This is a genomic window from Rhodococcus sp. OAS809, from assembly GCF_040546695.1.
GTDB lineage: Bacteria > Actinomycetota > Actinomycetes > Mycobacteriales > Mycobacteriaceae > Rhodococcus_F > Rhodococcus_F qingshengii.
In genome coordinates this window covers 2,577,688-2,598,681 of the sequence record NZ_JBEPOI010000002.1, presented here as the reverse complement: position 1 = coordinate 2,598,681, position 20,994 = coordinate 2,577,688, and the positions used below count along the sequence as shown (strand labels likewise).

15 protein-coding genes are annotated in these 20,994 nt (G+C 62.4%); 10 read left to right on the top strand and 5 right to left on the bottom strand.

Features of this window, described 5'->3' with window-relative positions; translation table 11 throughout:
- Nucleotides 1–2: 2 nt before the first annotated feature.
- The 5 genes from ABIE52_RS15105 to ABIE52_RS15085 all read left to right on the top strand — a co-directional run bounded on the left by ABIE52_RS15105 (nucleotide 3) and on the right by ABIE52_RS15085 (nucleotide 5,827).
- Nucleotides 3–797, top strand: coding sequence for a WecB/TagA/CpsF family glycosyltransferase (locus tag ABIE52_RS15105; RefSeq protein ID WP_192712050.1), 795 nt, complete (start codon nucleotides 3–5; stop codon nucleotides 795–797).
- Nucleotides 798–894: 97 nt separating this feature from the next.
- A complete protein-coding gene (gene gmd, locus ABIE52_RS15100; protein ID WP_007726640.1) occupies nucleotides 895–1,926 on the top strand; it encodes a GDP-mannose 4,6-dehydratase in 1,032 nt (343 codons plus the stop codon).
- Nucleotides 1,923–2,891: a GDP-L-fucose synthase family protein gene (locus ABIE52_RS15095; RefSeq protein WP_054187595.1), complete on the top strand. Its 969-nt coding sequence runs from the start codon at nucleotides 1,923–1,925 to the stop codon at nucleotides 2,889–2,891. Before gmd ends, ABIE52_RS15095 begins: the two co-directional genes overlap by 4 nt.
- A 55-nt stretch (nucleotides 2,892–2,946) precedes the next feature.
- A complete protein-coding gene (locus ABIE52_RS15090) occupies nucleotides 2,947–4,272 on the top strand; it encodes a UDP-glucose dehydrogenase family protein (protein WP_192712051.1) in 1,326 nt (441 codons plus the stop codon).
- Between the two features lie 130 nt (nucleotides 4,273–4,402).
- Nucleotides 4,403–5,827 (top strand): tyrosine-protein kinase domain-containing protein, encoded by a 1,425-nt coding sequence (locus ABIE52_RS15085; protein ID WP_064074620.1) that lies wholly within the window; start codon nucleotides 4,403–4,405, stop codon nucleotides 5,825–5,827.
- Here ABIE52_RS15085 and ABIE52_RS15080 read toward each other — a convergent pair.
- On the bottom strand, nucleotides 5,799–6,323 hold the full coding sequence (locus ABIE52_RS15080) for an arsenate reductase/protein-tyrosine-phosphatase family protein (protein WP_192712052.1): 525 nt from the start codon (nucleotides 6,321–6,323) through the stop codon (nucleotides 5,799–5,801). The genes ABIE52_RS15085 and ABIE52_RS15080 overlap by 29 nt on opposite strands.
- 108 nt (nucleotides 6,324–6,431) lie before the next feature.
- On the opposite strand from ABIE52_RS15080, the gene ABIE52_RS15075 reads away from it, so the two are divergent.
- Both ABIE52_RS15075 and ABIE52_RS15070 read left to right on the top strand, forming a co-directional pair.
- Nucleotides 6,432–7,751: a UDP-glucose dehydrogenase family protein gene (locus ABIE52_RS15075; RefSeq protein ID WP_007726649.1), complete on the top strand. Its 1,320-nt coding sequence runs from the start codon at nucleotides 6,432–6,434 to the stop codon at nucleotides 7,749–7,751.
- A gap of 149 nt (nucleotides 7,752–7,900) precedes the next feature.
- Entirely contained in the window at nucleotides 7,901–9,577 is a 1,677-nt protein-coding gene (locus tag ABIE52_RS15070) for a DUF7159 family protein (RefSeq protein ID WP_230793321.1), read from the top strand.
- 9 nt (nucleotides 9,578–9,586) lie between these two features.
- Here the strand turns inward: ABIE52_RS15070 and ABIE52_RS15065 are convergent, their stop codons facing one another.
- Together ABIE52_RS15065 and ABIE52_RS15060 are read right to left on the bottom strand one after the other, a co-directional pair.
- Complete coding sequence (locus ABIE52_RS15065; protein WP_003943628.1) at nucleotides 9,587–10,849, bottom strand: YibE/F family protein; 1,263 nt, start codon at nucleotides 10,847–10,849, stop codon at nucleotides 9,587–9,589.
- A gap of 511 nt (nucleotides 10,850–11,360) precedes the next feature.
- On the bottom strand, nucleotides 11,361–12,614 hold the full coding sequence (locus tag ABIE52_RS15060; RefSeq protein WP_192712054.1) for a pyridoxal phosphate-dependent aminotransferase: 1,254 nt from the start codon (nucleotides 12,612–12,614) through the stop codon (nucleotides 11,361–11,363).
- Between the two features lie 76 nt (nucleotides 12,615–12,690).
- Between ABIE52_RS15060 and ABIE52_RS15055 the strand changes: the two genes are divergently transcribed.
- A complete protein-coding gene (locus ABIE52_RS15055) occupies nucleotides 12,691–14,631 on the top strand; it encodes a S9 family peptidase (RefSeq protein WP_192712055.1) in 1,941 nt (646 codons plus the stop codon).
- On the opposite strand, the gene ABIE52_RS15050 is transcribed toward ABIE52_RS15055, so the two are convergent.
- Entirely contained in the window at nucleotides 14,621–15,553 is a 933-nt protein-coding gene (locus tag ABIE52_RS15050) for a hypothetical protein (protein ID WP_070162082.1), read from the bottom strand. The genes ABIE52_RS15055 and ABIE52_RS15050 overlap by 11 nt on opposite strands.
- Nucleotides 15,554–15,797: 244 nt before the next feature.
- On the opposite strand from ABIE52_RS15050, the gene ABIE52_RS15045 reads away from it, so the two are divergent.
- Together ABIE52_RS15045 and ABIE52_RS15040 are read left to right on the top strand one after the other, a co-directional pair.
- Nucleotides 15,798–16,976 (top strand): DUF6745 domain-containing protein, encoded by a 1,179-nt coding sequence (locus ABIE52_RS15045; protein ID WP_192712056.1) that lies wholly within the window; start codon nucleotides 15,798–15,800, stop codon nucleotides 16,974–16,976.
- 45 nt (nucleotides 16,977–17,021) lie between these two features.
- Entirely contained in the window at nucleotides 17,022–17,477 is a 456-nt protein-coding gene (locus ABIE52_RS15040; protein ID WP_064074628.1) for a DUF8820 family protein, read from the top strand.
- Between the two features lie 173 nt (nucleotides 17,478–17,650).
- Here the strand turns inward: ABIE52_RS15040 and ABIE52_RS15035 are convergent, their stop codons facing one another.
- Entirely contained in the window at nucleotides 17,651–20,830 is a 3,180-nt protein-coding gene (locus tag ABIE52_RS15035) for a (Fe-S)-binding protein (protein ID WP_192712057.1), read from the bottom strand.
- Nucleotides 20,831–20,994 lie beyond the last annotated feature (164 nt).

The following is a 20,994-nucleotide window of genomic DNA, read 5'->3' as shown; positions in this document are numbered from 1 at the left end:
AGATGAGCAGTCCGTTCGAGGTCATCGAGGTGGGTGGCATTCCGTTTGCCGCGACCAATCTCGAGAGAGCTACCGATTGGGTGGTCAACGACAGACGAGAGGGAGCCGGAACCGGAGTCTCCGTGAGGTTGTCGAATTCCTACTGCGTGTCGGCGGCGCACAGTGATCGCGACTACTCCGCGGTTTTGAAGGGTCCCGGTGTGAACTTCGCAGACGGAACCCCGGTCAGCTGGGTGATGCGCCTGATCGGCGGCACCGCCGATCACGTCGGTGTTCGACCAGTCCGGGGTCCGTCGTTCTTCGAGGCCACCCTGGACAAGGGACGCCGCTACAGCCTTCGTCACCATTTTGTCGGCACGACAGAAGAGACGTTGAGTCTCTTGACGGATCGAGTCGAGGAGTTATACCCGGGAATCAAGGTGGCCGGCACATATGCCCCGCCGTTTGCCGCGTTCAGCAAGGAGTTCGTCGACGACATCATCACGAAGGTCGATCCGACGTCACCGGACATCGTGTGGGTCGGTCTGGGTGCGCCGAAGCAGGACTTTGTCACGAAGGCGATAGCGGATCGAACCGACTACGTGGCCGTCGGTGTCGGCGCGGCCTTCGACTTCTTGGCCGGAACTGTTTCGGAGGCACCATCTTTCGTCCAGAACTTGGGTTTCGAGTGGTTGTATCGACTTGTATCCGAACCCAAACGTCTGTGGCGGCGCTACCTGTTCGGTAACTCGACATTCATACGGCTGGCATCACGTGACATACGAAAAGTCTTCGGCCGTTTGGGGGGACGCGCATGAGCGAGATCAAGACTGCCGAGCGATTCGGAGGACTACGGACCACAACCGTGGTTTCGCAACTATCAGGCGGGCTGTCCCGCAACGGAAGGAACGCAGGATGAAACGCGCACTGATTACCGGAATCACGGGGCAGGACGGCTCTTACCTTGCCGAGTTGCTGCTCTCCAAAGGCTACGAGGTTCACGGACTGATCCGTCGATCCTCGACGTTCAACACTTCGAGGATCAACCACATCTACGTTGACCCGCACGATGCGGATGCTCGACTTTTTCTTCACTACGGTGACCTCAGTGACGGAGCGCGCCTGGTGACACTACTCGCGCAGATCAAGCCGGACGAGGTGTACAACCTCGCTGCGCAGTCTCACGTCAGGGTCAGCTTCGACGAACCCGAACACACCGGGAACACCACTGGCGTCGGGTCGATCCGACTACTCGAAGCGGTTCGGATGGCCGGACTCGACTGCCGGTTCTACCAGGCGTCGAGTTCCGAGATGTTCGGTGCCACACCGCCACCGCAGAACGAGGAGACACCGTTCTACCCACGTTCGCCCTACGGTGCGGCGAAGGTGTACTCGTACTGGATCACCAAGAACTATCGTGAGGCATACGGGATCTTCGCTGTGAACGGAATTCTGTTCAATCACGAATCCCCGAGGCGTGGTGAGACATTCGTGACGCGGAAGATCACGCGCGCGGTCGCACGCATCCAGGCAGGTATCGAGGATCATCTGTACATGGGCAATCTCGATGCGATTCGCGACTGGGGATATGCGCCGGAGTACGTGGAGGGAATGTGGCGCATGCTGCAGGTCGACGAGCCTGAGGATTTTGTGCTCGCCACCGGTGGCAACTACTCGGTGCGCGACTTCCTGACCGTCGCGTTCGAACATGCAGGTCTGAACTGGGAAAACCACGTTCGATTCGACGAACGGTATCTTCGGCCGACCGAGGTGGACGCACTGATCGGGGATCCGAGTCATGCCGAGCGCAAACTCGGTTGGAAGGCCGGCGTGCACACACCCGAACTGGCCCGGATCATGGTCGAGGCAGACATCGAAGCGCTCGAACACGAAGGGCGACCGTGGATCGACACTCCGGCACTTCCCGACTGGTCGGCGACGCGATGAGTGATTCATTCGCAGCGCGACCACTCGATCGAGGCGCACCGTTCTACGTGGCCGGCCACCGAGGTCTGGTCGGCTCTTCGGTGTGGCGACACCTGGAATCTGCGGGCTTCACCAGGTTGCTCGGAAAGACGTCGGCCGAACTCGATCTACGTGACCGGGAAGCTGCTTTCGATTTCTTCGCCCGCGAAAAGCCGACCAACGTGATCCTCGCAGCAGCAAAAGTTGGGGGGATTGCGGCGAACAGCACTTTCCTCGTCGACTTCCTGTCGGAGAATCTGCGCATCCAGGTGAACGTGCTCGACGCTGCCCTCGCACACGGCGTCGAGCGTCTCCTGTTCCTCGGATCATCGTGCATCTACCCGAAATTGGCACCGCAACCGATCAAGGAGGAATACCTGCTCACCGGGCATCTCGAGCCGACCAACGACGCCTATGCAATAGCAAAGATCGCGGGAATACTCCATGTTCAAGCTGCCAGGCGGCAGCATGGTCGCCCCTGGATCTCAGCTATGCCCACCAACCTGTACGGCCCGGGAGACAATTTTTCGCCGCACGGATCGCACGTACTTCCCGCCCTCGTTCGGCGTTACGACGAGGCGCAGTCGTCGGCAGTCCAGTCGGTTGTCAACTGGGGGAGTGGCAATCCGCGACGTGAATTCCTGCATGTCGACGACTTGGCGTCGGCGTGTCTGCATCTGCTCGACAACTACGACGGTGCATCGCATGTCAACGTGGGAACCGGCGAGGACCACACAATTCGTGAGATCGCTTCGATAGTCGCCACGGAGGTCGGATACACCGGAGAGACGCGGTGGGACACCTCGAAGCCGGACGGAACGATGCAGAAACTGCTGGACGTGAGCATGATTCGGAAACTCGGATGGCGGCCGACAATCGGATTGCGCGAAGGAATCGCGTCGACGATCTCGTGGTACCGCGACAACATCGGTGCCGTACGCACCTGAATCACTTTTCCCATCAACACACTTCGCACACTCTCGAGAAAGCAGATCGAGCAACATGAGCACTCGCATAGCAGTATTCGGCACGGGATACCTGGGCGCGACACACGCGGCCTGTATGGCCGAACTCGGTCACGAGGTCCTCGGAGTGGATGTCGATGCGGCAAAGCTGGAGAAACTGGCAGCAGGTGAAGTTCCGTTCTACGAGCCAGGGTTGGGCGAGGTCCTACGACGAAACATCGATCGAGGGCGACTGAAGTTCACGTCGTCGTACGAGGAAGCCGCAGAATTTGCGGTCGTGTTCTTCCTCGGGGTCGGTACGCCGCAGAAGAAGGGTGAGTTCGCCGCGGACATGGTCTACGTGGATGCCGTGATCGAGACTTTGGCGCCGCTGCTCACCAAGCCCTCGGTCATCTTCGGCAAGTCCACAGTACCGGTGGGCACCGCGGAACGGCTCGGCAAACGCGCGCGGGAACTGGCACCGATCGGTGACGGCGTCGAAGTCGCGTGGAATCCCGAGTTTCTCCGTGAAGGATTTGCCGTCCAGGACACGTTGCACCCGGACCGACTTGTGCTCGGAGTCGATCGAAATGTCCGCGGTCGAGCGGAATCTGTTGCGCGCGAAGTTTATGCAGAGCTCCTCGATGAGGAGATTCCGTTTCTCGTCACGGACCTTGCGACGGCGGAGTTGGTGAAAGCGTCAGCGAACGCTTTCCTGGCCACCAAGATCTCGTTCATCAACGCCATCTCCGAAGTGTGCGAGGCCGCGGGCGCCGACGTCACAGTGCTCGCCGACGCGATCGGGCACGACGTTCGGATCGGACGTCGATTCCTCAACGCGGGAATTGGTTTCGGCGGAGGGTGTTTGCCGAAGGACATCCGCGCCTTCATGGCTCGCGCCGGTGAACTCGGTGCCGACCAAGCACTGACGTTCCTGCGCGAAGTCGACAACATCAATATGCGCAGACGTACACGCATGGTCGAACTGGCGCGGGAGGCATGCGGATCGCTTCTCGGTGCGAGAGTCGCAGTTCTGGGTGCCGCGTTCAAACCGGACTCGGACGACGTTCGTGATTCGCCGGCGCTCAACGTCGCGGGTCAGATTCAGCTCCAAGGTGCTGCAGTGAACGTGTACGACCCAAAGGCCATGGACAATTCGCGCGCGCTGTTCCCGACGCTGACCTACTCGGCAAATGCATTGGAGGCCTGCGAAGGTGCCGACGTCGTCCTGGTATTGACCGAGTGGCTCGAATTCTTGAAGTTGCAGCCGTCCGATCTCGATTCGGTGGTTCGCAACAAAGTGATCGTCGACGGGCGCAATTGCCTTTCCCCCGACGACTGGCGAGGCGCAGGTTGGAACTACCGCGGACTGGGACGCCCGTGAGCACAGGACGTCTCGTCCGTCGCAGCTGATCTATATCGAAATTGATAAAGCCCGGTTCGCCCTCGCGGTCCGACCGGCAAAGACCGCTCAGACCCGCAGTGGACATGCGTGAGCCGAAGGAGACATCAAGATGGAAATTGTCGACTACCTGAAGATATTGCAAGCCAGATGGCGAATCGTCGCTGCTGTAACCGTGCTCGGAATCCTCGGAGCCCTTGGCGCTTCTCTTCTTTCGACGCCCGTTTACCAGGCCTCGACGAGGCTGTTCGTTTCGACGTCGGCGGGTACCTCGGTCAACGAGGCACTGCAGGGCAGTCAACTTTCACAGCAGCGAGTTCTGTCCTATACAAAACTCCTGACCGGCCGAACACTCGCACAGCGGACGATCGACGAACTGGGACCGAGGGTGGTCGGCGGGATGTCGGCTGACGAGTTGGCCTCCAAGGTCACTGCGACGTCGGCGCCCGACACTGTGTTGATCGACCTCGCAGTCAAGGACGCGTCACCGGAACTCGCACGCGAGATCGCGAACACTCTCTCATCCGAATTCGTGGCATTGGCAAAGGAACTGGAGACACCCGAGAACGGCGGAACACCGCCTGCACGTGTGGTCGTCGAACAGCAGGCTCAACAGCCGACTGTTCCGGTGTCACCCAAGACTTCGCGCAACCTCGCGCTCGGCGCAGTGGCGGGACTGGTTGTGGGGATCGCGCTTGCGTTGATTCGTGATCGACTCGACAACACGGTGAAAGATCGTCGAACTGTAGAAGAGATCGCGGGTTCGGCGATGGTGGGCACGATCCCGTTCGACAAGGACGTCGAAGTCAATCACGCGATCGCTTTCAGTGACGGAAGTTCCGTGAGTGCCGAAGCCTTCCGTGAGTTGCGCACCAACCTTCAGTTCCTCGAGGTGGACCATCCACCGCGTGTCATCGTCGTCACGAGTTCGCTTCCCTCCGAAGGTAAGACGACCACGGCCGTGAACATCGCTCTCGTCTTGGCGGAGGCCGGCAAATCAGTGTGCCTGATGGAAGGCGACCTCCGGAAGCCGCGAGTATCGAAGTATTTGGGATTGCTCGGAAGTGTCGGCGTCAGTTCGGTGCTCTCCGGTCAAGCGACGCTGGACGATGTGCTTCAGCCGACCGAGTTCGACGGGCTGACAGTGCTCGCCTCCGGACCGATCCCGCCGAACCCGAGCGAACTACTCGGCACGGACACGGCCAAACATGTTCTCGAGGAACTGCGGGCGCGATACGACTACGTCATCATCGACGCCTCGCCGTTGCTACCCGTCACGGATGCCGCGGTCCTGGCCGCGATGTCGGACGGTGCCCTGGTGATCGCCCGACACGGCTCCACGAAGTGCGATCAACTGGCGCGCGCGGTCGGAAACCTACAGAGTGTGGGTGCGCACGTCCTGGGCACTGTCATCACGATGACGCCGTCTCGCGGACGCAATGCGTACGAGTACAGCTACTACTACGAGTCGGACAAGTCGCTACCGCAGTTGACCGCGGTGCCCGCGCTCAACGCTCACCGAAGCGAAGTCGGCTGAGCAGCGGGCCGAGGAGATCGGCGATCTCAAGTCCGATCTCGTGAAACACGTTCTCTTCCTTACCCATCGGATCCATGACGTCCTCGGGTTCGGTGGCACGAAATCGGTGTCTGGCGGCGGCGAGGTCCTCGACAGTTCCTGCATCTGCGAGCGAGCCCAACCGTGCGGCTTCTCGAAGTGTGAACGTGCGCTTGAGCCGCGCCGGAGCCATCGCCAGGACCTTGTCTCGCTGACTTTCGGTCATCGTGAGAATGAGGTCGGCGTCCGAGGCCAGCGCTGTTGTCATGCGTCGGGCTTGAAACTCCGTGGGGTCGCCGCCGAGCCCCGCGAGAACCCTCGCAGCAGTCGGCTCGATCGGGTGTCCGACCATCGCCCGGGTTCCGGCACTCGACGCGGTGAATCCGGTGACCCCGGCTTCGGCGGCATAAGCACGTGCAAGGCGTTCGCCCGTGGGTGATCGGCAGATGTTTCCCGTACAAACGAAGAGAACGTGCATGGCAGAAGCATAGGTTGCACACGCGACGCACTCGTCGTACGCCCGATGTTGGTTTCGCGCCCACCTGGCGTACGCGTTTCGGAAAGTTCGGACGCATACCAACAACACATGAAGATGACCGTGTTCGGAACGGGATACCTGGGGGCGACCCACGCAGTGTGTATGGCCGAACTTGGCCACGACGTGCTGGGAGTCGACATCGACCAGTCCAAGGTCGACAAGTTGTCTCGTGGGGAGGTCCCGTTCTTCGAGCCGGGTCTGACCGACATGCTGGAGAAGAATCTGGCGTCGGGTCGGCTGCAGTTCACGACTTCCTACTCCGATGCCGCGGATTTTGCGGACATCCATTTCGTCGGTGTGGGGACGCCCCAGAAGAAGGGGGAGTACGCCGCAGATCTGAGTCATGTTCATTCGGTGATCGACATGTTGGCGCCGTTGTTGCGAAAGCCTTCGCTGATAGTCGGGAAGTCGACGGTGCCGGTAGGCACGGCAGCGGCTCTCGGCGAGCGACTCCGAGCGACTGCGCCGGCGGGTGGCTCGGTAGAGGTGGCCTGGAATCCGGAGTTCCTGCGTGAAGGACACGCGATCGCGGACACCTTGAGCCCTGACCGGTTGGTTCTGGGGATCGATCGTGACCGGCCGGGAAACGCCGAAGGCGTTCTTCGCGAGGTGTATGCCGAGATACTGGACGCGGGGGTGCCCTTCCTCGTGACCGATCTGGCGACGTCCGAGTTGGTCAAAGGATCTGCGAATGCGTTTCTCGCGACCAAGGTGTCCTTCATCAATGCGATTGCGGAGGTGTGCGAGGCGACCGGGGCCGACGTCACGATGTTGGCCGACGCTCTCGGGTACGACGCTCGGATCGGTAGACGGTTCCTCAATGCGGGCTTGGGGTTCGGCGGTGGTTGCCTGCCGAAGGACATTCGGGCGTTCATGGCACGCGCCGGGGAGTTGGGTGTCGACCAGGCGCTGTACTTCCTCCGCGAGGTCGACAGCATCAACATGCGACGACGGACAAAAGCTGTGGAACTGGTGACGGCAGCCTGCGATGGCAGTTTGCTGGGAGCTAACGTGTCGGTGCTGGGAGCTGCGTTCAAGCCCGAATCCGACGATGTGCGCGATTCGCCTGCGCTCAACGTTGCAGGAATGATGCAGTTGCACGGGGCGGCGGTCACCGTTTTCGATCCGAAGGCAATGGATAATTCTCGCCGACTGTTTCCCACCCTTCACTACGCAACCTCCACGTCAGAAGCTTGCAGGAATGCTGATGTGGTCTTGATCGCCACTGAATGGGACGAGTTCGCCTCACTCGTGCCCGCCGATTTGGAACCACTCGTTCGGCGGCGGGTGATCGTTGACGCCAGAAATTGCCTCGATCCGGACCTGTGGCGCTCCGCCGGTTGGAACTATCGCGGATTGGGGCGGTAGGTCGAACGTCCAGGTAGCGAAAAAATAGCTGCGAGAAGGCCTTAGGTGAGATGCGCGAACCTCGCAGACCATGCCCAGTGGGTAGACTTCCGGCCGGGGAATGACGGGGTCTGGTGACGGAACCCGTCGACCGTCGACGAAGGTGGATCATGAACTTGGTTTTGGGTGTGACGGTGGGAGCCAGCGCTGTGCGTTTGGCGCGCCCGGGGACGCCCGACCACAGTGGTCCGGTGTTCCGATCCAGAGCGGTCGATCGAGGCCGCGAGATTCCCGAGGAAGTCGCAGCGGAGGCAACCGGCGTGGCCTTGACCGAGAATGCCGACCTCGGCAGCAATACGGTCGTCGCTTACCGGGATCAAGCGCAGGCCGGAGCACTCCAAACAGCGTTCGAACAGAAGGGCATCGACAACTTCGAGCTGGTTCCCGAAGTAGTCGCGACGCTTCGAATGCTCGAGGAGTCCGGTGCGTTGACCGACCGGAGCACACTCGTCGTCGTCGACATCGGTAGTTCTGGATCGACGATCAGCATTGTGGACAGGCAGATGCGGTCTACCGTCGTCACCGCCCGGTCGACGCGGGTCAGTGGAGATCACTTCGACGAGCTCGTCTACTCGGATCAGACCGTGCGTCGCCGTATAGCTACGCCGGCCGACCCGGGCGGCGATGCCGAACTGCAGGCGCGATGCCGACTCGCGAAGGAACAGCTGTCCTCACGAAGTGCGGTGTGCCTGCCCGGCCCCGGCGGGCTTCTCCTGCTGTCGCGGGAAGTTTTCGATTCGTTGGTCGTCACGTCGGTGGAGGCCTTCGCACGCGAGATACGAGAGGTCATCGCAACGTCCGGCCGTAACCCCGACGCGATTCTCCTGATCGGTGGCGGTGCACGCATTCCGATCGTGCGGGCGACCCTCGCCGCGTGGCTGGAGTGCCCCCTCATCGCGCCCGAGCAGCCGGAACTCGTGACTGCTCAAGGCGCTGCGCTGATCGCGGAGTCGTCGATGACGCCATCGGCGCGCGCGGTATCTGCCCCGGTTCAGGTTCCGGCTGTAGCGCCGATCTTTGCGCCGTATCCGATCCACACCCCGGCGGAGGTACCCGTTCCGGTTCAAGCGTTCAGCCACGGAGGGGTCGCAACGCTCGCGGAATCGGAGCGGCCGAATGCCTTGTCCGAAGCCGCTTCCGGCACGAAGTCCGTTCCGCAAGAACAGGTGCCGAGCCCTTACGCGGCGGAACTGCCTCAGCCGCGACCGAACCGACACGAGCAACGATTCGATCCGGCCGCAGATCTCGTGGTCGCCGACAGCGACCAGGCCACGGACGGATTCGGCACAGAACGTGACGCAGACACCGAGGCCGTGATGGTTGACGCCCAGGCGTACTCGGCGATGTACGAAGGCGAGGGACCCGGAGCAGGAACCGCACACCCGTCCTGGCTCGCCGGGACACAACCCGTTGAATCGACATCCAAAGAGCCGAGAAACCCGCTACGGTTCGCGGGCCTCGGCGCCGGTGTGATCGCGGCGATCGTGATCGTGGGGCTGGGATTGGGCTACGGAGGAAAGGTCTTCGATTCCGAGGACGCCGGACCCGTGGCAACCGAGGTGACCACGACGGCACCGACGACCACGACTACCCCGCCGCCTACGACCACAACGACCGCGCCCCCGACGACGACGGAGGAAGCCCCTCCGGTCGTCGAGGCTCCGCCAGTCGTGCAGGACACTTACGTGCCTCCCGCGCCCGCGCCCGCGCCGCCACCGCCGGCGATCTACATCCCGGGGCTTCCGCCGATTCTGTTGCCGGTTCTCCCACCGATTCCCGGACTCTGAGGCTCGCTTTCAGCGTTTGGAGTGTCGGCCACCTGACGTGGGGCCGGCCTTGACCGCGCTACCGGGCGGACGGGCGAGAATCACGGCGATGGCAGTGGTGAGTGGAACCGAAAGCGCCAGGGCTATTCCGCCGACAGCGGACCTTACGATCTCGATTGCGACGGCATCACCGACCAGGACGTCCTGAAGTGGGCGCCCGCTGACGCTGAAGAGCAGTAGCAGTGGCAGCGCCCCACCCGCGTACGCGAGAACCAAGGTGTAGACCGTGCTGGCGATGTGATCACGTCCGACCCGCATCGCACCGCCGAAGACTTTTCGACGGGACGCATGCTTGTCGAGTTCGGCCAACTCGAATGCCGAGGATGCCTGGGTGATGGTGACGTCGTTGAGAACGCCGAGCGAGCCGATGATGAAGCCCGCCAGCAGCAGGCCGGTGATGTCTATGTGCTCGATATAGGTCTGAACATTGGTGTTCTGCTCTTCAGACAAACCGGTGAGGTGTGTCAGTTCAATGCAGAGGTAGGAGAGAACCGCGGCGAGCACCATGGCGGCAAGGGTGCCGAGCAAAGCAGAACTGGTCTTGAGTGAGACCCCGTGCGCCAGATAGAGAACCGCGTACAAGATCACCGCCCCGGCGACCAGCGCAACCGGTATCGCAGGCTTGCCGTCGAGCAGAGCGGGTAGGAGAAACCCGACGACTACGCCGAAGGCGATCACCAGGCCGACGAGTGCGCGCAGCCCTCTCCACCGTGCGACTGCGATGATGACGACGGCGAACGCGATGACGATCAACGCCAGCGGGAGCCCACGCGAATAGTCTTCGAAGGAGTACTGCGTGTTTCCGTTCGGGTCGGTCTGACGCACCAGGCGAATGTGGTCACCCACGCGAAGGTCCGGCTGACCGGCGCCCGGAATGACCTCGAGCAATGTCTTCGTTCCGGCATTCGGCCCGGATTCGATATCGACGATACTTCGCTGGCACTGGTAGGCGGAGGTAGGCGGCGGTTGCGGGGCACCGACGAATACCCTTCCGGCAGAGGAACTTCCGCAGTCACCGAGATCCTGCATCGTGACGGTGCCCGCCTCGGTTTCCACCGAGCTGCCGTCGGCATTCTGGAAGGGGAGTGGGACGGGAATGGTGTTCTTGTCCGGCCACAGTGCGACAGCTGCCGCGACGACGACCATGCCGATGACGACGAGCAACCCGATGACGACGCGTGATGCGGTGGGGCCGATCTGAATGGGGCCACCGTGGCCGTGGCCGTGACTCATCGGAAACTGAGTGTCGGACTGGGGATTTGCACCGGTGCAATGTTATCGGCTCCGAAGCGAATGGTCAGCTTCTGACGGCAGTGTCGGTGAAAGGCAGTGTCGCTGCAAGGCAGAGTCGGCGAAAACCGGTGCTACCGATGAGGGGTTGTGAAACTGGGATTGGTCGAGCTGGGTGGCGGGGAACAGGGGGGGGGTTGTCCCCGCCACCAACCTGGTATCCACAGGGGGGGGAGGGATACCAGGTGCTCGCGGCACCGAAGTGCTGCTAACTAATGTACCCAATTTCAAACCGATTTGGCGCGTTGTCCAACTACCAATTTCACAACGAATCACGTACCGGTTGGACCGTTTTCACATCGGGGCAGGTCACTAAATAGTTAAAGAGTCAATCAAACCGCCTGGTTTGCGAAAAATGTGACCAAGGTCGCACAAATGCCCCGCAGTTTTACGTTTACGGGGCATTTGTACAACGAATTGTTTACTCGATTTCAGCCGGATTCAGCGTGAGAATCTACTGTTTGTAACTGGTGAGGAAGTTGCCGAATCGCTCGATGGCCACGGCGAGATCTCGGGCCCACGGAAGGGTGACGATCCGAAGGTGATCGTGATTCGGCCAATTGAACCCGGTGCCTTGAACCATCAGGATCTTCTCCTGGAGAAGCAGGTCCTGAACCAATTTCTCGTCGTCGTAGATCTCGTAGACGTTCGGATCCAGACGAGGGAACGCGTAGAGCGCGCCGCGAGGCTTCACACACGAAACGCCCGGAATCATGTTCAATCGCTCCCAAGCGACGTCGCGCTGCTCGAGCAGGCGGCCGCCGGGCAGGATCAGGTCTTCGATGCTCTGGTGACCGCCGAGGGCGACCTGAATGGCGTGCTGTCCGGGGACGTTGGGGCACAGACGGGTCGACGCCAAGAGATCGAGTCCCTCGAGGAAGCCGGCCGCGTGATCCTTCGGGCCCGTGATTGCCACCCAGCCGGAGCGGTAGCCGGCGACGCGGTAGGCCTTCGAGAGGCCGTTGAACGTCAGGCACAGCAGATCAGGGGCAAGCGTTGCCAGCGAGATGTGCTTGGCGTCGTCGTAGAGGATCTTGTCGTAGATCTCGTCGGCGAGCAGCAGAAGCTGATGCTTGCGTGCCAGATCGACCAACTGCTGCAGAACCTCCATCGAGTACACCGCACCCGTGGGGTTGTTCGGGTTGATGACGAGGAGAGCCTTGGTCTTGTCGGTGATCTTGGATTCGATATCGGCGATATCGGGATTCCAGTCGTTGGCCTCGTCGCAGAGATAGTGGACGGGCGTGCCTCCGGACAAGCTCGTCATCGCAGTCCACAGGGGATAGTCCGGTGCTGGGATCAGAACCTCGTCGCCGTTGTTGAGGAGGGCCTGCATGGTCATCGTGATCAGCTCGGAAACACCGTTGCCGAGGTAGATGTCGTCGACGTCGAGCTCGGGGAAGCCGGGAACCAGCTCGTAACGCGTCACGATTGCGCGCCGCGCCGACAGAATGCCCTTCGACTCCGAATAGCCCTGTGCATAGGGCAGGGCGGCGATCATGTCCCGCATGATCACATCGGGGGCGTCGAATCCGAACGGTGCCGGGTTGCCGATGTTGAGCTTGAGGATCCGGTGTCCTTCCGCCTCCAACCGGGCGGCATGCGCGTGTACCGGTCCACGGATTTCGTACAGGACGTTCTGGAGCTTCGACGACTGCTCCAGCTCGCGCTGCGGCTGACGGTGGCGGACGGGTTCTGGTGTGCTCACGAGTTACATGATTCCACCACTGTGCAAGTGCATTGTCGGGGACCGTGTCGCACGCCCCGTTGGCTATTGTCGAGCGATGACCCCCAGCGAGCAGATTGCAGCCCCGTACGGATCGTGGACTTCTCCGATCGGAGCAGCTGATCTGGCTGCAGGTGGGCATCCTGTCGAGGGTGGACGATACGTCGGTGACGAGATCTGGTGGGCTGAACTTCGTCCGACCGAGGGTGGTCGGACCTCGATCCGTCGATCTGGTCTCGACAACCAACCCGTCGACATCCTCCCCGCGCCGTGGAACGCGCGAACCAGGGTTCACGAGTACGGCGGTGGCGCCTGGACGGTCACCGAGTCCGGAAAACTGGTCTTCAGTGAATTCTCCGATCAACGGGTGTACATCCTCGAAGGAGTCACTCCACGGGCTCTGACGCCCGAACCGGCGCCGCCGGCCGCGTGGCGATACGCAGACCTGCAGATCGTGAACGGCGAGGTGTGGGCGGTTCGGGAAGCGCACGCGGAGGACGGGGCGATCACTCGCGATATCTGTGCGATTCCGCTGGACGGTTCCGGCAACATCCGCTCGATCGTCGGCGGCTCGGACTTCCTCTCGTCACCGAGGCTTTCGCCGAGTGGAACCAAGATCGCCTGGATCGCATGGAACCATCCGCAAATGCCCTGGGACGGTACCGAACTGCGGGTAGCTCCACTCGTCGACGGCGTCGCTCAGGCGTATTCCGTGCTGATCGGCGGACTTGAAGAGTCCGTCCTGCAGCCGGAGTGGATCACCGACGACGAACTCTACGCAATCAGCGATCGCAGCGGCTGGTGGAACATCTATCGCGTCGGCGGCAAGATCAGCCCGATTTGCCCGGTGAACGCGGATTTCGGTGGCCCACAGTGGCGCTTCGGTGGGCGCTGGTTCGTCGAACTCGGCAACGGGCACCTGCTCACCGCACGCACCGTCGGAACCGACACACTGGCGGTACTCGACCCGGCGTCGGGGGAACTGCGCGACATCGCGACCCCGGGTGTCACCAGCATCGGCCTCATGCAAGTTCGCGGCGATCGGTTACTGCTCATCTCGGGAGGCGCGAAACTGGCGGGCGCGCTACGTGAACTGGACCTCGGTACCGGCGAACTCACCGAAATCCGTTCGTCGGTCGAAGAATTGCCCGAGTCTGCCTACCTTCCGGAAGCGCGAGCCGTCGTGGCTCACGGACACGGGCGAGAAGTTCACGCCGTTGCGTATCCGCCGCGCAGTCCGCGATACAAAGGGCTCGACGATGAACGACCGCCGTATGTCGCGTTTGTTCACGGTGGGCCGACGGCGCACGTCGCACCGGCCCTCAACCTCGTCTACGCCTTCTTCACCAGCCGCGGAATCGGCGTCGTCGATGTGAACTACGGCGGGTCGACCGGTTACGGACGTGAGTACCGTAATCGATTGCGTGGTCAGTGGGGTGTCGTCGACGTGCAGGACGTCGTCACCGCCGTCAACGGGTTGGCCGAGCAAGGGCTTGCCGATCCGGCCCGCCTTGCCATCGAAGGCGGATCCGCCGGTGGTTGGACCGTTCTGGCCGCACTGACGACGTCCGACGTGTTCGCTTGTGGTGCTTCCTATTTCGGCGTGGCCGAACTGGACCTGTTCGTGCAGGAAACTCACGATTTCGAATCGCGTTACGTCGACGGTTTGATCGGCCCGCTGCCGGAATCTGCCGACCTGTACGCGGAACGTGCTCCACTCAACAACGTCGACGGGTTGAACTGCCCGGTGTTGCTTCTCCAGGGTCTCGACGATCCGATCGTGCCACCCTCGCAGGCGGAGCGATTCCGGGATGCTCTGGTGGCCAAGGGCATTCCGCACGCGTACCTGGCCTACGAGGGTGAATCTCACGGATTCCGCAAGCAGTCGACCATCATCAGCTCACGCAACGCCGAGCTGTCCTTCTACGGGCAGGTGCTCGGATTCACTCCACCCGGCATTCCGACGCTCGAGCTGTGGAAGCCTGCGATCAGTAGCTGACGGCCCCGTGGCTGCGCGCGAAGGCCGCCAGGATCCGACTTGCCACCAGTGACGGGGTCGACAGGTCGGCCCACGTCCACCTCGCGACCTCCCACCCTGCGTCACGGAGTCGGTCTTCGCGGAGCTTCTCGTTCCAGAGCGCGTCCTCGGGGCTGCGACCGGCGGGCACCAGTCGGCCGTACTTGATGCGGCCGTCGAACTCTCCGATGGTGCGCTGCTCACGCCACAGGAAGTCGACGCGGCCGGCGAACCCTCGAGCGTCGTGGATGTCGACCTGGGGTTCGGGGAGCGGCAGGTGTTCGTGCAGGAACAATGCGAGGCTCCGTGATTCACCGACGCTTTCGATACGGGAGTCCATCGCGGTGAGCGCGTGGAGCGCATGTCGATGGCGCGGATCGTTCGGGCTGAGTGCCAGCGATGCTGCAACCGCGTCCTTGGGCAACCTTGAACGGTGCAACGCTGAATTGCCCACGACGAGAGCCTGTTCGAAAGTGAGTATCCTCGCGAGATCCGCAACAGTTCGTGCCGGAGTCGTGACGCGCAGCCCATCGACTTCGGTGATCTCGTTGTCCGCCAGCCATGTCGAGTGCACGTGACGTCGAGCGGACTTTCGGCCACCACCTCGCCGGTTCCGGGACAGGTGAACGACCTCGAGCGGAGTGTTCCAGAGTTCGAAACCGTGCAGAACCGCAGCCGAGACGTGGCTGACAGTGGCACCGGGTGAAGCGGCGCAGGCCACGGCCTCTGCCCGCAATCGATGTCGTCCGTATGCGTCGAGGCGGGACAGGTGGCCGCTGTCCACGTACGCACCACGATGGATTCTGGCCCAGGTTCCACTAGCGCAGGCCTGTCGGATCTCGGCATCGGTGCGACCGATCGACAGTTGGTCCGGCCTGCGGATGATATGTGTCTGTTCCCCCATGTCGATCGATCTTGCTGTGCCCGGCGCTGGAAAGGAAGCCGTGACCCCGGGGGTGTGGATAGCCGTGAGTGAACACCACTTGTCCACAGCTCGAACCGGTTTCGCGTCGCTGGAGAGGGTGTTCGGTATGGGAAACGGTGGCAGGTTCCCGGTGTCGCGCTCTAGGAAACCCTTGCGTCCGGAGCGTTCGCGTGCCAGGCTGTTCAACTATGACTACAGGAAAGGCGGACACCGCCACCGTCGCGTGAGCGCCGCACCGATTCGCTCGTCGGCATCACATCGAGCGACATTGCCCGAGAACTTCAATCTCTTCGATGAAGACAGTCTGGCCCTGGAAAAGATCCGCGACGTGTGGCTCGAACGCGGATTGTGTACTCGTCCTGCTGATCGAAACACCGCAGAAGCCTCTGTCGCGCAACTGTATCGACGCTCCGGGCTCCCGAAACCGGAGTTCGTCTGGGTCCCGTCGCCGTCTGCTGGTTCGGACCTGATCGTCACCGAAGGACTGTCGACCAAGATGTCATTGGACGGCACCGGCCTCGACTGCGCTTCCGGGTATATCGCGAGCATGTTTGCGGCTTCGCGCCGACGCATGGACGCGCGAATCGAATGTCGGAGAACTGGCTGGCAGATGGAACGCCGGCAGGGGGAGCGCCTGATCAGGGCGTCCATTTGGGAATCGTTGCACACCACGCTGTTCGACGGCGTCGCAGCTGCGATACGAACGATGTTGACCCCGGTGGCCGGGGAAGTGACCTGGTACGGGCAGCAGGACGCACATCGAATCGCGTACTACGACACATGTCATCGATTCGGTCTTGCGACTTTCCGCTCGGAAGACCGTGAACTCCTCGACGTGCAGACCGCACTGGCCGACTCGACCGGGTGGTGGTGGGCGTTCGACGACGTGTGCATCATGGCGGAACGACCCACCGCCTTACATGCCGAACCGATTCCGGGCAGCGCGCAGGGAGCACGGCGCTTGCATCATTCTGATTCCCCCGCAATCGAATTCGTAGACGGTACAACGGCGTTCGTTCTACACGGAGCGATCGTTCCAGAGTGGGTAGTGCTCGACCCCACCGCCGAACGCATCGCGCACGAGCGCAACGTCGAGATCCGTCGATGTGCAATCGAGCGGATCGGCTGGGATTCCTACATCGAGCTGGCGGGCCTGACACTGGTCGACCAAACCGACGATCCCGGTAACGCCGGTTGCCTGCTGCAGCTCTACGCGTCGCCGGAGGGCTGGGGTCGAAGTGAACGGATTCTCCTCGCGGTCAACGGTTCTCTCGAACGCGACGGGCATCGGCGTCGATACGGCCTTCACGTACCCGGATGGTTTACCTCCGCGTTGGATGCCGCCGGATGGACTTACGGCATCACCGGTACCGACTATTCCCGTCTCGTTCGTCGAACCTGAATCCCGAACCCTCTACCCTCAATCCTCAAACCCTGGGTGATACTTATGAACTCGAACATGACCTTGTCCGCTCTCACCACCCTCACCGGCCTGGATGTCTTCGACTACCTGGACCAGGAAGTGTCCATTCCTGTGATCGACGGACTTCAGGCGCAAGGCGATCTCATCGTGGTCCCGTTTTCGCTGCTCGCAAATATCGTGGCGCCTCTGCCATGGACACGCTCTGTGAGAGTGCCGCTCTCCGGCGTGGAACTGCTGCGAAGTGCGGCGGGAGGGAACCCCCACAGTCTGGTTGCAGACGAAGGGGAGTGCACGTGGTCGACGCCGGTGAAAGATGCTCGGGGCCTTGCACTCGGCATGCTCGACACCCGAGTGACCGCGTACCTCATCCACCCGGAGCACGGCGCGACCGGCATCGCTCCGGGACGATACGTCATCGGCCGGCAGCAGGAAAGGGGCGTCGGGCGTGCGCGCGGTGCGGTGATGCTTGTCGCCGATTGACACGCCGGCCTCGAGTTGGCGGGGGAGTGAGCACCACTTGCACAGGGCGAGCACCGGTTTCCGTGTGCTGGACGGTGTGTCGGGTCGAGGGAAAGGGTGCTCGGTCGGCAAAGGCTCCCGCACAAACACGAATGCCCTCACCATGACGGTGAGGGCATTCGCGTGTGGTGCGCTTACTTCTTGCGGCCAGGAGCCTTCGCGCCGGCCTTGAATCCGAGTCCGCCTGCCTTGGGGGCGGGCGGCGCGGCAGCAGGCGCCGGAGCTTCCGCGGGTGCGGACGCCTCAGCAGGCGCTTCAGCGGCGGGTTCTGCCTTCACAGGTTCGGCCTCGGGAGCCGGGGCCTCTGCAGCCGGCGCCGGGGCCGCAGCGGGAGCTGCCTTCCGGGCACCGGGAGCCTTTGCGCCCGACTTGAATCCGAGTCCGCCGGCCTTGGCAGCAGGCGGAGCCTTCGGGGCTTCCGCCTCGGCGGCCGGAGCCTCTGCCGGTGCAGCCGGAGCCTCTGCCGGTGCAGCCGGAGCCTCTGCCGGAGCAGCAGCAGGTGCTTCAGAAGCAGGAGCAGCCTTTGCACCAGGAGCCTTGGCCCCACCCTTCATCTGCAGTCCCTTGCCGCCGGGTGCCTTGGCGCCGGACGCCAGGCCCAGACCCTTCGGCTTGGCGACGGGTGCAGCAGCTTCGGGTGCAGCAGCCTCAGCAGCCGGAGCTTCCGCTGCCGGCGCGGCAGCGGCCTTTGCTCCGGGTGCCTTGGCGGCGCCCTTCATCTGCAGTCCCTTGCCGCCGGGAGCCTTGGCCCCGCCTGCCAAGCCGAGACCCTTGGGCTTTGCGACAGGTGCTGCCGGTGCAGCAGCTTCGTCAGCGGGAGCTTCCGCGCTTGCGGCGGGAGCCGCTTTCTTGGCGCCGGGAGCCTTTGCCCCGCCGGCCATTCCGAGCCCCTTGCCGGGTGCCTTGGCACCGGGAGCTTTTGCACCTGGTGCTTTGGCGAGGCCCTTCATGGCCAGACCCTTGCCTGCCGGTGCAGCCTTGGCTTCCGGAGTCGCGGCAGCTTCCTCGACTTCGGCGACCCGATCCTGCTCGACGGTCTCGGCCTTTGCCTCAGCAGCGACCGGTGCCTTCTCGCGTGGGATCACCTTGATGTTCTCGCCGAGCTGGGCGGGATCGAGACGAGTGACGGAGTTCAGCATCAGCTGCGCGACGTCGACGACCTCGACGCCTTCGCCCTGGCCTTGCTCCTGGCGGGCAGTGACGCCGTCGGTGAGCATGACGCGGCAGAACGGGCAACCCGTGGCGATCTTCTTGGGGTTGGTGGAGAGCGCTTCGTCGACGCGGTCGACGTTGATGCGCTTGCCGATGTTCTCTTCCATCCACATGCGAGCACCACCGGCACCACAGCACATGGAACGTTCGCCGTGACGCGGCATTTCGACGAGCTTGGAGCCTGAGGCTTCCATGAGTTCACGGGGAGCGTCGTAAACCTTGTTGTGGCGTCCGAGGAAGCACGGGTCGTGGTAGGTGACGTCTTCGCTCACGGACGCAACCGGGATCAGCTTCTTCTGGCGCACCAGACGGTTGAGCAGCTGAGTGTGGTGCACGACCTCGTAGTCGCCGCCCACCTCCGGGTACTCGTTGCCGAGGGCGTTGAAGCAGTGCGCACAGGTGACGACGATCTTGCGCTTCTTCTGCTCGATACCGTCGAAGACCGAATTGAGCATCTCGATGTTCTGCATCGCGAGCTGCTGGAACAAGAACTCGTTGCCGGCACGACGTGCGGAGTCGCCGGTGCAGGTTTCGTCGGCGCCGAGGACCATGAACTTCACTCCCGCGGTGGCGAGGAGTTCGGCGACAGCCTTGGTGGTCTTCTTGGCACGGTCTTCGTAGGCGCCGGCGCAGCCGACCCAGAAGAGGTACTCGTAGTCCTCGAAGCTGTCGGCGTCCTTGCCGAAGACAGGGATCTCGAAGTCCATCTCGTTGATCCAGTTGAGACGGTCCTTGGAGTTCTGACCCCAGGGGTTGCCCTTGTTCTCGAGGTTCTTGAACAGGCCGGCGAGCTCGGAGGGGAACTCCGATTCGATCAGGACCTGGTAGCGACGCATGTCGATGATGTGGTCGACGTGTTCGATGTCGACGGGGCACTGTTCGACGCAGGCACCGCAGTTGGTGCAGCTCCACAAGGTTTCGGCGTCGATGACCGGGGCCATCTCACCTTCGACGGTTTCACCGACGAGCTTGCGGTCGGCCTCGAGACGTGCGGCCTCGGGGATGGCTGCGAGTGCGGCTTCCTTGACATTGCCTTCGCTGTCGACGAGACCGATCTCGTCGCCGCCCATGTCCTTGCGTCCACCAGCGAGCAGGTACGGGGCCTTGGCGTAGCCGTGGTCACGCAGCGACATGATGAGCAGCTTGGGCGAGAGCGGCTTTCCGGTGTTCCACGCGGGGCACTGGGACTGGCAACGACCGCACTCGGTGCAGGTGGTGAAGTCGAGCCAGCCCTTCCAGGAGAAGTCTTCGATGTTTCCGGCGCCGAGAGTGTCGGTGTCGGGGTCGACGTTCTCCATCGTCAGGACTTTGCCCTTGGACATCATGGGCTTTGCCGCGCCGAGCGCGACGGTGCCGTCGTCTTCACGCTTGAAGTAGATGTTGAAGAACGCCGAGAAGCGGTGCCACGCGACGCCCCAGGTGATGTTGCGGCCCACGATCGCGAGCCAGATCATGCCGGTCATCAGCTTCACGAATGCGAACACCGAGATCATGACGGGGCTGGCGGGAAGCAGTTTCGCGACCTGCATGGTGAAGAAGTCGGTCCACGGGTTGGCGTGACCGTAGGTCGCGATCTTGCCTGCCTTGACCATGATCATGCCCAGGCCCTCGAGCAGGACGATGCCTTCGATGACGTAGGCAGCCTTGAAGTTGGAGCCGCCGAAACGGGACAGGCGCGCGGGCAGACGCGGGTGGTTGAGCTGACGGATCACGATCAGCGTGGTGATACCGATGACGGTGCCCAGGCCGAGGATCTCGTCCCACAGGTGCCACGCCCACGTATTACCGAAGATGGGCCAGTGGAACTCGGGGTTGAACGTCTGGCCGTAGGCCTCGAACCACAGCAGGAACCCACCGAGGAAGCCGACCATGACGAGCCAGTGGGCCCAGCCGACGCTGCGGAACTTGTTCATGCGCGTGTGCGCGATGAACTCGATGATCATCTGCTTGAAGCGAGGGAAGAACGGGCGCCATCGATCGGGTGCCGACTGGCCGATGCGCACGGTGTTGAACATCCTCAGCGCGCCTGAGAGGAAGATGTACCAACACACCAAGCTCAGCAGAGCACCAATCGTGCCCAACGTAATCGTCAGGGCATTCATGTCGCGGCCTTTCGTTTCAGGGCGACGCGTCGGCCACCTCGGGACAGCCCACTGATACTAACCTGCGTTATGTTACCCGCCAGTAACTAGCATTACCAGCCTGTAGGTACCGGCTGGTAACCGCTCGTGGCCTGGAGAGATCGATCTTCTGCGTCGGACGGGCT

Coding starts and splice junctions, on each gene's coding strand:
- ABIE52_RS15040 (WP_064074628.1), top strand. CDS start 17,022: ATGAACTCGAACATGACCTTGTCCGCTCTCACCACCCTCACCGGCCTG.
- ABIE52_RS15050 (WP_070162082.1), bottom strand. CDS start 15,553: ATGGGGGAACAGACACATATCATCCGCAGGCCGGACCAACTGTCGATC.
- ABIE52_RS15065 (WP_003943628.1), bottom strand. CDS start 10,849: ATGAGTCACGGCCACGGCCACGGTGGCCCCATTCAGATCGGCCCCACC.
- ABIE52_RS15080 (WP_192712052.1), bottom strand. CDS start 6,323: ATGCACGTTCTCTTCGTTTGTACGGGAAACATCTGCCGATCACCCACG.
- gmd (WP_007726640.1), top strand. CDS start 895: ATGAAACGCGCACTGATTACCGGAATCACGGGGCAGGACGGCTCTTAC.
- ABIE52_RS15095 (WP_054187595.1), top strand. CDS start 1,923: ATGAGTGATTCATTCGCAGCGCGACCACTCGATCGAGGCGCACCGTTC.
- ABIE52_RS15075 (WP_007726649.1), top strand. CDS start 6,432: ATGAAGATGACCGTGTTCGGAACGGGATACCTGGGGGCGACCCACGCA.
- ABIE52_RS15105 (WP_192712050.1), top strand. CDS start 3: ATGAGCAGTCCGTTCGAGGTCATCGAGGTGGGTGGCATTCCGTTTGCC.
- ABIE52_RS15070 (WP_230793321.1), top strand. CDS start 7,901: ATGAACTTGGTTTTGGGTGTGACGGTGGGAGCCAGCGCTGTGCGTTTG.
- ABIE52_RS15090 (WP_192712051.1), top strand. CDS start 2,947: ATGAGCACTCGCATAGCAGTATTCGGCACGGGATACCTGGGCGCGACA.
- ABIE52_RS15055 (WP_192712055.1), top strand. CDS start 12,691: ATGACCCCCAGCGAGCAGATTGCAGCCCCGTACGGATCGTGGACTTCT.
- ABIE52_RS15085 (WP_064074620.1), top strand. CDS start 4,403: ATGGAAATTGTCGACTACCTGAAGATATTGCAAGCCAGATGGCGAATC.
- ABIE52_RS15035 (WP_192712057.1), bottom strand. CDS start 20,830: ATGAATGCCCTGACGATTACGTTGGGCACGATTGGTGCTCTGCTGAGC.